This is a genomic window from Salinicola sp. V024, assembly GCF_052645315.1.
The window spans coordinates 44685-56829 of record NZ_JBQXYB010000006.1 but is presented as its reverse complement, the minus strand read 5'-3'; the positions used below and the strand labels follow the sequence as shown (position 1 = coordinate 56829).

The following is a 12145-nucleotide window of genomic DNA, read 5'->3' as shown; positions in this document are numbered from 1 at the left end:
ACATGACACCTGAACTGGATAATTTCGACCACCGCCTTCTCGATGCCCTGCAGCAGGACGGCACGCTCTCGGTCGAGGCGTTGTCGGAACGCGTGAATCTCTCCCGCAATGCCTGCTGGCGTCGCGTCAAGGCGCTCGAGGCACGCGGCGTGATACGCGGGCGGGTCGCGCTGCTCGATCCCGAGCGGGTCGGCTGTGGCCTCACGGTACTGATCCAGATTCGCACCGATCGCCATGATCCGGCGTGGCTGGAAGCCTTCCGGAATGCGGTCGAGACCCTGCCGGAAATCGTCGACGTATGGCGGACCAGTGGCGAACTGGACTACGTGCTGCGCGCTCGTATCGCCGACGTCAAAGCCTATGATCGGCTCTATCAGCGTCTGATCGCTCGGGTATCGCTGGCCGACGTCTCGGCCTCATTCGTGATGGAAGAGATCAAGAGTACGACGCGCGTGCCGCTTCCCCCCTGATCGATCCGCGATGGCTTCGGGATGGCCGCTGTCGCTTCATCAGTTTGAGCCTCGGAAGTGTCTTCAGGCATGCCCCGAGCGCCGGGAAAGACGACGCCGTAGCCGCCGGGATTGCTGACAGACCCAGCTCCATGCCCGCGGAGGCGGGGTAGCGGCATCAAGCTGAGGATAAAGGACTTTCAGCGCCTGAAGCTGGCGGCGGTCACGGACCGGACGCTGCTCGACGTAGTGTGTCTTGCCATCGGGACGCTGGCGATACACCGTCCAGTCGTTTTCACCGTGATTGATCACATAGACCGCCATCGCGTCGCTGAAAGGTGCCAGTGGACGTCCTGCCGCCTCGGCGACCTCGGCATAATGGATGTGATTCAAGAAGCGGCTGTAATAGCGCGATTTGTCGCCTTTCTCCAGTGGCAGCTCATCCGGCTCGAAGTAGATGACCGCGCACGAGCCACAGTAGCGCCAGAAGGGATTTTGCTTTTCGGTACACTCGCGATAATGGCCCGTCGCGGTATTGAACATCCACCCGCGTTCGATCAAATAGCCGCGGCGATTGTCGTCACTCAGCACTTTCTCGACCAGTTCCGGATGGATCAGATCGTCGGCATCCAGCGGCATGAAATAGACGCCATCGGTCACCTCCTTGGCAAGTTCATGCCCCAGTCGGCGCTTTTTCTTGTGCTTGTCACTGCGCGGCTTTCCCTGCTCATCCACGGGAGGCGCAAACCCTGCCTGGAGGAAGCGAACGTTCAGCCCCCGGGTATCGATATCCGGAATATCATGACAGGAGATCAGCACTCGGAAATCGTTCCGGGTCTGACGCGCCAGACTATCCAGCGTGCGTGCCAGGTTGTCGCAAACCTGTGTCCAATTCAGCGCGCTGGCACGTGCGCGCAGCGGTATACCGAAGTAAAAACGGATCGGCTGATCCGAGTGATCGGACCCGCCGTGTTCGGGTGCTGACATGTTTCATCCCGGTGTAAGTGGGCCGCCTTGGCGTATTCCAGAGCGCGATGATCGAATAATTCACGGTAACAGTCACGCAGACCGGGGTAAGAGATTGTGGTCGCGACGGAGTGCGCGTACCTGAAGCGCTCGTGATGGCCACTCGTGGCCGACTTCGGTGCCAAGCAAAACGGAAACCGGTGAGCGTTTGCCTGCGCCGTCAGATACCTTAAGGTGGGCATCGCAGAACATGACAGGGACGATACGACAGTGACGGATTCGGTATTTCTTTTCTCAAGCGCCACCGGGATACCGGATCGCTGGTTCAGCGGCTACTGCTTTGCCGGCCGGGATTTCATTACGGACGCCGAGGGAGCCCGCCAGTACCGGAAGGCAACCGGTCTCGAGGTACCTTTCGGAGAAGACGGTTGCTACGTCGCCATCGTTCCGCACGGGAATGGTCGGATGATCGGCGCCGACTTCAAGGGCTACAAACATCTGTATTACTACACCCAGGATCGTGTCTGGGCTTTTTCCAACTCCCTGATGGCGCTGGTGAGCCACCTCCGTGAGCAAGGCGTATCGCTCACGGTGGATCGTGCCCAGCTCCGGGCCTGGAGCCACCCCAAGCCTTTCACCGCGCAGCCGGCATCGTTTTCCACGGCGGTCAGCGAGATCCGGATTCTGCCGTCTTTTTACCGTCTCGACCTTGCAGAAGGCCAGTTAAGCCCCGTCACGCGCGAGCTTCCTGAGCCGGGTGCCTATGCCGGCGCGTTGAAGCAGTATCTGGAAATCTGGCTGTCGCGCATCAGCGGCCTGATGCATGAGGGCAGGTTGTCTCTGATTGCCGATCTCACCGGCGGGCGCGATTCGCGCGCTCTGCTGAGCTTTTTCCTCGCCGCGCGTGAACGACTGGGCATCGCGCAGGCGACGACGAACCTTTATCTGCGAGCCGATAAAAAGCCGCGGCTGGCCAAGGATCTGGCCATCGCGCAGGCACTGGCCAGGCATTATGATCTGCGACTCAATCAGAAAACGCCCAAGCCGTTGCCGCTGGCGGCTCATCACGCCTACGAGGATTGGAAAGCGCTGTGCCTGGGCATTTATACCCCGGTCTATTTCCCTTACACGCTCAACTCTTCACGCCACATCTATTTCGGCGGCGGGGGTGGCGAGTCTCATCGTCCCTTCTATCCGCTGATCGCGCCGGAACAGTATCTTCGCAGCAAGCAGAAAGGCTTTGCCGAGAAAGCGCTCGTTGCCCGCTGGCAGCAGGACGTGCTCGGGGCAGTCGACACGCTGCAGCGGCGCAACCCGGCTGATATCCATCCGCTGATTCTTCACTACCGGGAGTTTCGCGACCGCTTTCACGTGGGGCGCACGCTGCAGTACTACATCATGTGCGCGCCGCTGGGCAGCCGCTGGCTGATGGCCTGTTCCGACGTCTGTACCCGAGAGCATCTGGAGAGCAACCAGATCCTTTACGACATCATGGCAAACCTGGCTCCCGGCCTTGCCGAGCACCCCTATGACGAAGGTTACAAAAGCCCCTCCCCCGACAATCTGGCTCGCGTTACCCGCGTCTCGCTCGACGACGACCTGCCAATAGGCCGAGTGTTTGGTGGGGAAGCGGAGGCGACGCAGTACACCGGCGAGAGCACGATCAAGCAGTGTATCGCGCAGCTACGCGACGACCTGGCGGAACGACGCGCGGATATCCTGGCGGCCGGCGTCGAGCTGGCCGAGGTCGAGGAGACCCTGGCCCAGTTGGATGCCGCGGTCGACAAGGGCGGCTTCAATCACTCCAGCGAAGGGCGCCGCGCCGCCTGGCTATTGTTGGCCGGTGAGCTGCACCACCAGATCGGCCGTTATCGATAACGCGACAAGATCGTATGCGCCGAATCGTTCGCAAGATGCGTGTCGTCAGCGCCGAACCTGGATCGGGCCGCCCGTAGACTGACGGAGATCCAGCGTCACCCTCAGCCCCCCGCGCTTTCCGGGTCGGAGAGTATTCGCCCTATGCCTCTGATCGCCTGTCGGGTCGCGTCGTCGAATAGCGAGTAGTTGATTCTCAGGCAATGCCGATACTTGCCGGTGGCCGAGAACATCACTCCGGGCGCGATGCGGATACCTTCCACCATCAGGCGTTGATTGAGCGCCACCGAGTCGACCCCGGAATCCAGCTCGATCCAAAGCATGAACCCGCCCTCGGGATAGCTGACTCGGGTGGAAGCGGGAAACACGTCGACGATAAGATCCAGCGCCGCATTGCGATTGCGCTGGTACTGCGCCCGCATCTTTCTCAGGTGCGGCTCGAAGTGCCCCTCCCGGATGAACTCGGCAACCGCCATCTGCCCTTGCGTGGCGGTGGATCCGGTACCGACGTATTTCATGTGCAAGGCACGTTCGAGATAACGCCCCGGCGCCATCCAGCCGAGACGCAGACCCGGTGCCAGCGTCTTGGAGAACGAGCTGCAGAGCAGCACACGCCCATCGTCATCGAAGGACTTGATCGTCGGAGGACGCGGAAAGCCATAGGCCAGGTCGCCGTAGACATCGTCTTCGATGATCGCCACGTCGAAGCGTTGCGCCAACGCGTAGAGCGCCCGCTTGCGTTCGATCGACAGCGTATAGCCCAGCGGATTGTTGCAGGTTGGGGTGATCTGGATCGCACGAATCGGCCACTGCTCCAGCGCCAGTTCCAGCGCTTCCAGACTGATCCCGTGTTCGGGGTCGGTGGGTATTTCCATCGCCTTCATGCCGTAGGCCCGTATCGCCTGCAGCGCGCCGTAGAAGCTGGGGGAATCCACGGCGATGATGCCACCGGGCTCGCACACCGCTCGCATGGCGATCGAGATCGCCTCGTGGCAGCCGGTGGTCACGACCAGCTCCTCCGGATGCAGCCGACAGCCGTGGCCGATCGCGAGTCTGGCGATCTGTTCGCGCAACTCCAGGCGACCGTGCAGGGTGTCGTAGTTGAGCCCGACCAGATCCTGACGACGGCTGACCCGCGCAAGCGAGCGCAGCAACGGCTTCAGCGTCGACGCATCGATATCCGGCATACCCCGCCCCAAATGAACGACGTGGGTATCGGGCAAGATGCAGGTCCCCTCGCGCACCTGCTCCCACTGCGATACCTCGACCGGTCGCTGCGCGGTTCGCCCGGCCGGCGGTGGCATCGGCCGCTCCCGCTGGGGCGAGACGAAGTAGCCTGATTTGGGACGCGCCTCGATCAGCTGCGCATCCTCGAGCTGGTGATAGGCCTGCTGAACGGTGGAGAGACTGACGCCGTGGGATGCCGCCAGCGAGCGTACCGACGGCAGGCGATCGGCGGGCTGATAGTAGCCTGCCTCGATACGCTCGCGTAGATGGTCGGCCAGTCGTTCGTAGCGGTGCATGAGGCGTCTCCTTGAAGCTCTGCCTCATTGTGTATGGCAGCTTTCGAGAGAACACGATACAGATTGGAGCGAAATGCGGCATACAGCCGCGTTCCCAGAACATCTGTATCGCAAAACTTTCGAATTCCTGGATCTGTATGGCTGATCCGTCCCGCCGTAGCTTGAACCCATCGTTCAGCGAGCGGGAGTCCGTCATGCGCCTTGCCCTGTTTTCCCCTTTTTCACTAATCGTCGCCCACCGTAAAGGGGCAGCGTCCAGATCGACCGCCATTGCCGGCTCAGATCGTTTACCTGAGCGTCGCCCCTATCGCCCCTATCGCCCCTATAGCCCCTATCGCCCGAGCCCATGGCAGCGCTGGCGCACACGCCAGCAGCTGGCACGATTGGATGAACGGCAGTTGAAGGATATCGGCCTGACACCAGCCCAGGCTCGACGCGAGAGTCATCGGCCCTTCTGGCGCTAGCTTCCGTACCGGTAAGGTGTCGGTATAGAGCTTCCAAGCTCTGATTCGTCACGTGACTTCGAGCGTGGGGGCTATACTGGCTCCTCGAACAGTGCTGCTCGAGGAGCCGGAATGACGGAGTCGAATGAGGGTCGTGAAACCGTACATCACGGCGAGTACAAGGTGCCGGGCGGGAAACTGCTGGTGGCGGACGTCACGGTACGTGAAGGGCGCTTGGCTTCGGTGCAGCTGTCCGGGGATTTCTTCCTCGAGCCCGACGAGGCGCTGGAGGCGATCAACCGCGCCCTGGTCGGCGCGTCAATCGATGCCGATGCCAATACGTTGATCGCCAGAATTCAATCCGCGCTGCTGCCACAGACCGAAATGGTCGGGCTTTCGGTGCCCGCTATCGCCACCGTCATTCGGCGCGCACTCTCCCGGACTTCGGACTGGCGAGATCATCGCTTCGGCCTGATCCACCGCGCGCCGGAATCACCGCTGCTGCACATGGCGCTGGACGAAGTGCTGACCCGCGAAGTGGCGGCGGGGCGGCGCGGGCCGACCCTGCGCGTGTGGGAATGGGACCGTGCAGCGATCATCATCGGCGTGTTCCAGTCGCTGGCCAACGAAGTCGACGCCGAGGCCGCCGGCCACGCCGGTATCGAGGTCGTGCGTCGTATCAGCGGCGGCGGCGCCATGTTCGTCGAGCCGGGCAACACCATCACCTGGTCGCTGATCGTGCCGGAAACTCTGGTTCAGGGGCTCACCTTCGTCGAAAGCTACGCCTTTCTCGATGAATGGGTAATCCAAGCGCTGGGCGACATGGGCATCACCGCCTGGTACGTGCCGATCAACGACATCACCTCTCCCGGCGGCAAGATCGCCGGCGCCGCCCAGAAGCGGATCAACGGCGCGGTGCTGCATCACGTCACCATGGCCTACGACATCGACGCCGAGAAACTGACCCGCGTGCTGCGGATCGGCCGCGAAAAGCTCTCCGACAAGGGCACCACCAGCGCCGGCAAGCGCGTCGATCCGCTCAAGCGCCAGACGGGTCTCGCGCGTGAGGAGATCATCCAGCGCATGATCGAATCGTTTGCCGCACGTTTCACGCTGGAACCGGATGCGCTGACCGAGAACGAGCGGGATGCAGCGAACATTCTGGCGAACGACAAATTCGCCAGCGAGGCGTGGCTTCGCCGCGTGCCGTGATTCCTTGCAGCGGCATGGCGTTTGGCTGCTAAGCTGAATCGAATCAGCCAATCAGCACCATTCGAGTGCACATGATCGAATAACCTCGATTATGGCTACGAGCATAAAACGATAATATCATCTTATAATAACAACGGTTTTACCGAATTTCAGGGACTTCGGCACGCTTACTGCATGAATGCATTCAAGCCATGGCAAGGAGAAAGCTATGTGGTCGTTGTTACGACCCATTCGTGCGTTGCTGGGCAGCGTGGCGCTGCTGCTGCTCGGCAATGGCCTGATCAATACCCTGCTGACACTGCGCGGCGCCGACGAAGGTTTCTCGACCAGTCTGATCGGCCTCATCATGTCCGGGTACTTCATCGGCTTCATTGGCGGTACCTGGATCAGCGGCCGGCTGATCAAGCGCATGGGGCATATCCGCACCTTTGCGTTCTGTGCCGGGCTCTGCGCCTCGGCGGCCCTGCTTCACCTGATATTCATCAACCCCTGGGTGTGGCTGGGTCTGCGGGTGATCTACGGTCTTTCGTTCATCACGTTGATGACGGTGATCGAAAGCTGGCTCAACAGCCAGGCCGCCAGCCATCAGCGAGGCCGGGTCTTCGCGATCTACATGGTGGTCAACCTGGGCGCGCTGGCCATCGCCCAGCAGATCCTGCGCCTGGATAGCGCCGACGGCTTCCTGCTGTTCGCGCTGGCATCGATCCTGATCAGTTGGGCCCTGCTGCCGATCACGATCACCAAACGCAGCCAGCCGGTCATTCCGGCACGACCCAAGAGCAGTCTCAAGGCATTGCTCGGGTTCGCGCCGCTGGCCGTCGCCGCCTCGGCGATGTCCGGTCTTGCCATGGGCGCGTTCTGGACCCTGACGCCGGTCTACGCGCACAGCGTCGGATTCGATGTCGCCGGCGTCGGCGTGGTGATGAGCTGCGCCATCGTTGGCGGCGCGCTGCTGCAGATACCCATCGGTCGATTCTCCGATACTCACGATCGCCCGCGGGTCATGACCTACGTGGTGATTCTGGCCGCGATCGCTGCCGTCGCCATGCCGTTCGCGCCCAACCAGTTGACCCTGCTCGGGCTATATTTTCTGTGGGGCGGTTTGTCGTTCTCCATCTATCCGATTGCCGTGGCCCAGCTGATCGATCAGTTGCATCCCGACGAAATCGTGGCCGGCTCAGCTGATATGCTGGTGGTTCAGGGAGCCGGGAGCGCCGTCGCGCCGATTCTGGCCGGGGTCATCATGCATAGCGTTGGCGATCAGGGGCTGCCACTCTACATTGCGACAGTCATGGCGCTGCTGGCGGCCTATGCCCTCTATCGTCGTCGTCACGTATCGGTGCTGGTCAGCGGGGATACGGCCCATTTCGAACCCATGACACCGACCAGTAGCCAAGCTCTGGAGATGATGTACGACGACGTGCAGAAGGATCTGTTCGCCGACCCCAGTTTCTACGAAGAGCACGAACGCCAGCGAATCGTCGAGATGGCCGGCAGGACCTGACCCTGAATCTGAATCTGGGCCAACGTCACTCGACGAACGCACGAACCGCTCGCGCAGGGAAAATCGCCCCGGTCCACAGAGGCCGGGCAGGAGGAAAAACATGTTACTTGCAACCGATCTCGACGGCACTTTTCTCGGCGGCGATCCCGAAGCCCGCCTCAGCCTCTATCAGACCATCGCCGCGCACCCGGATATCAAGCTCGCCTATATCAGTGGCCGCAGCCTGGAGGCGATTCTGCCGCTGCTGTCGGACCCCACGCTGCCCCAGCCGGACTACATCGTCGCCGACGTGGGCGCCAGCCTCTATTACGGCGACAACCTGCAGTCCATCCAGCCGCTGCAGAACGAGATCGATGCGAGCTGGCCCGGCGAATCTCGCATCGCCAGCGCCATGCAGCGCTTTCCCGATATCGTGCGCCAGGACGAACCGCAGCTACGTCGCTGCTCCTACTACTGCCCGCCCGAGCTCGCCAAGGACCAGGCGCTGACGAAACTGGCCCAGGAGCTGGACTGCGAGATGCTCTACTCGGCCGGCCGCTATCTGGACTTCCTGCCCAAGGGCGTCAACAAGGGCAGCAGCCTGAAGAAGCTGGTCGAATGGATCGAGATCGACGCCGAAGAAGTGCTGGTCGCCGGCGACACCATGAACGATCTCGCCATGCTGACCGCCGGGTTCAAGTCCGTGTGCGTCGGCGGTTCGGAACCCGCGCTGCTCGAACAGACCCAGAATCAGACTCGCGTGATGCATGCCGAAGAAACCGGCTGTGGCGGCATCATCGAGGCGTTCGCCCATTTCGGCTTTCTCGGCGCCCATGGCGTCGCGGCGGAAAACCGTCGCGACGAGACGCAGACCGGCAAGGCCGAACTGGTGATGGTGTATCACCGGCTTCCTTACGAGGAGTACCGGGTCGACGGCAAGATCCAGCGCCGCCGTCCGACATCGCCCAACGGCATCATCCCGACGTTGCTGAGTTTCTTCGCCAACCAGCGCGGTTCGTGGATTGCGTGGTCGATCTACGAGGAGGATGACGAAGAGGATTTCGTGACTCACACCAGTGTCGACGCCAAGCAGTATCCGCTGCTGACCGCGGCCCGGGTGCCGCTGACCAAGGTCCAGGTCGACACCTTCTACAAGCGCTTCTCCAAGGAGGCCTTCTGGCCGACGCTGCACACCTTCTGGGAGCGGGCGCACTTTCGTGAAGACGACTGGGAAGTCTACTGCGAGGTCAATCGCGCCTTCGCCGAACGCACCGCCGAGGAAGCCGCCGAGGGCGCGCTGATCTGGATTCACGACTACAACCTGTGGATGGTGCCGGCATACCTGCGCGAGATGCGACCGGATCTGCGGATCGCCTTCTTCCACCACACCTATTTCCCATCGGCGGACGTGTTCAACGTGCTGCCGTGGCGCCGCGAGATCATCGGCAGTCTGCTCCAGTGCGACTACGTCGCCTTCCATATTCCGCGCCAGGTCGAGAACTTCGTCGACGTGGCCCGCGGCGTCGTGCCGCTGACCACGCTTTCCCGGCAGAGCTGCGCGCCACGCTTTCTGACCTACGGCTGCGCCGTGGGCCTGGAGACGATGACCACCGCAGTCGACACCGGCTCTCGCGTCGTCCGTCTGGGTGCGCACCCGGTCGGATTGGATATCGGCCGGATCCAGAATGCGTTGGAAATGGAGGGTGCCAGCTCGCGCATGGCTGAGCTGAGAGAAGAGTTCAGCGGGGTCAAGCTGATCCTGTCGGTGGAACGCCTCGATTACACCAAGGGGGTTCTCGAGAAACTGCAGGCCTACGAGCTGCTGCTCGACGAGAATCCGGAGCTGCGCGGCAAGGTGACGCTGGTCAGCATCTGCGTGCCCGCGGCCCGGGAAATGACGATCTACAACGAGCTGCAGACGCAGATCGAGCAGACCATCGGCCATATCAACGGGCGCTTCGCCGATGTGGGCTGGACCCCGGTGCAGTTCTATTTCCGCGGTTTCCCGTTCGAGGAAGTCGTGGCCTGGTATGCCATGGCCGACGTGATGTGGATCACCCCGTTGCGCGACGGTCTCAATCTGGTCGCCAAGGAGTTCGCTGCCACCCAGGGCATGACCCAGGGCTGCGGCGTGCTGGTGCTGTCGGAATTCGCCGGTGCCGCCGCCGAATTGAAAGGCGCGATTCTGACCAACCCGCACGACCGCCGCGATCTCGCCAGGACCTGCTACCTGGCCCTCAATCTACCGCGAGCCGATGCCGAAGCGCGTCTGCGCCAGCTCAACGATATCGTCAGCTACAACGATATCCGGCGTTGGGGCGACGAGTTCATCGCCGCGATCAAGGGCGAGGAACCCGAAGGCACCGAAAGCCCCGCCAACCCGTCAACGAACCTGATCTAGGCATCGCGACGAGCACTGGTTTCGGGGGGCTGTGAAAAGCCCGACAGCTCTGGGGCATCGTGGAAGCCGCGCCGGTTTCGGGGCGCCGCAGAAGCCGCGCCAGCTTCGGGGCGCCATGCAAGCACGGCGGCGCTCGACGCCGCCGTCACGCCTCGCCCGTCCACCATTCGCTACGGTGACTGGCGCCGTCCGCCAGCACCGGGGCCAGCTCGGAGAAGGCCGTGTCGAGGGTCTGATCGAGCTGCCAGGGCGGATTGAGCATCAACAACCCGCTGCCGTACATGCCGCGCTCGGCAGCGGGCTCGCGTAGCTGCAGTTCACTGCGCCAAAGCTTGGGGATTCCCGCCTCGCGCAGCGTGGCCAGCATCGTCTGGTGGCGTCCGGCCGGCAGTAGCGGATACCACACCAGCACTACGGCATGACGGACCTTGCGCACCAGCTGAATCAGCGTGGCGGCAACCTCTTCATATTCCTCTTTTCTCTCGTAGCTGGGATCGATCAGCACGCAAAGTCGTGGCGTGGAAACCGGAACCAGCTTCACCAACCCCTTGAGACCGTCGGCGTGACGGCGTTGCACCGCAGCATCCGCCGGCAATAGCTGATCCGTCAGATGACGATGTTCGCCCGGATGCAGCTCGAACAGGGTCAGCCGATCCTGGGATCGCAGCGTCGATCCCAGCCACCACGGCGAACCAGGGTAGCGGCTCAACTCGGTGCCGGTCTGCAACGTCTCGAGCGCCGCCAGCCATTCGCCGATCGGCGATTCCACCGGGAAACCGCGGCGACGTTGCCAAAGCCGCTCGACGCCTTGACGGTATTCACCGAGCTTCTGGGTTTCCGGCGCCGCCAACGGATAGAGCCCTCGCCCGGCATGGGTATCGACGAAACTGATCGCCGACGCCTTGTGCGTCAGCGCTGCCACGAGCTGGCGCAAACCCAAGTGTTTGTGCACATCGGCGAAGTTGCCGGCGTGGTAGGCGTGCTGATAGGCGAGCATGGGAATCCATCCAATCAAACGGGCGCAACCCGAAGGTTGCGCCCGGAATCGAGATCAAAGCGGCGATCGGCGAGCCCATTGGCGGGCGTCGCGATCACGCCTTCGATTGTCTCAGGACTGCTGCGTCGGCGTCAGGGTAATTTCGACGCGACGATTCTGCGAGCGACCGGCGTCGGTATCGTTACTGGCGACCGGGTTCGTCTCGCCGTAGCCGACCGCATTGATGCGTCCGGACTCGACGCCGCCCTGTTCGAGGTAGGTCGCCACCGACTGCGCACGGCGCTCGGAGAGCTTCTGGTTGTAGCTGTCGGAGCCGGTGCTGTCGGTATAACCGCCGACATTGATACGGGTCTCCGGATAGGCGCGCAGCACCGCATTGACGTCGTTGAGCGCCTGACGTGCCGGCGTCTTCAGATCACTGGCATCGACGTCGAAGGTCACGCTGCTCGGCATGTTGAGGATCAGATTGTTGCCGTCGCGCTCGACGCCGATATCCGTCCCATCGAGGCGGTTGCGCAGCTCTTTCTCCTGCGAATCCATGTAGGCGCCGATCCCGCCACCAGCGGCCGCGCCGGCGGCAGCACCGATCAGAGCGCGATCCCGGGTACTACTGCCGCCATCACCGGTCAACGCGCCGACAACAGCGCCAGCAACGGCACCGATTCCCGCCCCGCTCCAGGTCTTGGTGTTGCCACCACCTTGCTGCTGCTGATTATCCGCACCGCTGGAAGCGCAGCCGGTCACGCCGACCGCCATGGCAACCGGAATGGACAACCAGAACGTCTTCTTCATCATC

General features: G+C 62.4%; 10 protein-coding genes. 6 read left to right on the top strand and 4 right to left on the bottom strand.

Features of this window, described 5'->3' with window-relative positions:
* Positions 1-2 precede the first annotated feature (2 nt).
* Positions 3-470 carry an Lrp/AsnC family transcriptional regulator gene (locus tag ACUN9V_RS10755; protein ID WP_445511374.1) on the top strand — a complete coding sequence of 156 codons (468 nt, stop codon included), beginning with the start codon at positions 3-5 and terminating at the stop codon, positions 468-470.
* A 63-nt stretch (positions 471-533) separates the two neighbouring features.
* Here ACUN9V_RS10755 and ACUN9V_RS10750 read toward each other — a convergent pair whose 3' ends face one another.
* Positions 534-1436 (bottom strand): glycosyltransferase family A protein, encoded by a 903-nt coding sequence (locus ACUN9V_RS10750; protein WP_439302760.1) that lies wholly within the window; start codon positions 1434-1436, stop codon positions 534-536.
* 249 nt (positions 1437-1685) lie between these two features.
* On the opposite strand from ACUN9V_RS10750, the gene ACUN9V_RS10745 reads away from it, so the two are divergent.
* On the top strand, positions 1686-3293 hold the full coding sequence (locus tag ACUN9V_RS10745) for a hypothetical protein (protein WP_445511373.1): 1608 nt from the start codon (positions 1686-1688) through the stop codon (positions 3291-3293).
* A 101-nt stretch (positions 3294-3394) separates the two neighbouring features.
* Here the strand turns inward: ACUN9V_RS10745 and ACUN9V_RS10740 are convergent, their stop codons facing one another.
* Positions 3395-4813: an aminotransferase-like domain-containing protein gene (locus ACUN9V_RS10740; protein WP_110693570.1), complete on the bottom strand. Its 1419-nt coding sequence runs from the start codon at positions 4811-4813 to the stop codon at positions 3395-3397.
* A gap of 137 nt (positions 4814-4950) precedes the next feature.
* Here ACUN9V_RS10740 and ACUN9V_RS10735 point away from each other — a divergent pair, with 137 nt between their 5' ends.
* The 4 genes from ACUN9V_RS10735 (at position 4951) to ggpS (ending at position 10352) form a co-directional block, all read left to right on the top strand.
* Complete coding sequence (locus tag ACUN9V_RS10735) at positions 4951-5277, top strand: DUF1127 domain-containing protein (RefSeq protein WP_445511372.1); 327 nt, start codon at positions 4951-4953, stop codon at positions 5275-5277.
* Between the two features lie 111 nt (positions 5278-5388).
* A complete protein-coding gene (locus ACUN9V_RS10730) occupies positions 5389-6468 on the top strand; it encodes a lipoate--protein ligase family protein (protein ID WP_445511371.1) in 1080 nt (359 codons plus the stop codon).
* 208 nt (positions 6469-6676) lie between these two features.
* Positions 6677-7972, top strand: coding sequence for an MFS transporter (locus tag ACUN9V_RS10725; protein ID WP_445511370.1), 1296 nt, complete (start codon positions 6677-6679; stop codon positions 7970-7972).
* Positions 7973-8072: 100 nt separating this feature from the next.
* Positions 8073-10352, top strand: a complete 2280-nt coding sequence (ggpS, locus tag ACUN9V_RS10720; protein WP_075561452.1) for a glucosylglycerol-phosphate synthase — start codon at positions 8073-8075, stop codon at positions 10350-10352.
* Between the two features lie 145 nt (positions 10353-10497).
* On the opposite strand, the gene ACUN9V_RS10715 is transcribed toward ggpS, so the two are convergent.
* The gene (locus ACUN9V_RS10715; RefSeq protein WP_445511369.1) at positions 10498-11349 is read right to left on the bottom strand and encodes a 23S rRNA (adenine(2030)-N(6))-methyltransferase RlmJ; all 852 of its coding nucleotides are present in this window, start codon (positions 11347-11349) and stop codon (positions 10498-10500) included.
* Positions 11350-11460: 111 nt separating this feature from the next.
* Positions 11461-12141 (bottom strand): OmpA family protein, encoded by a 681-nt coding sequence (locus ACUN9V_RS10710; protein WP_075561615.1) that lies wholly within the window; start codon positions 12139-12141, stop codon positions 11461-11463.
* Positions 12142-12145: the final 4 nt, after the last annotated feature.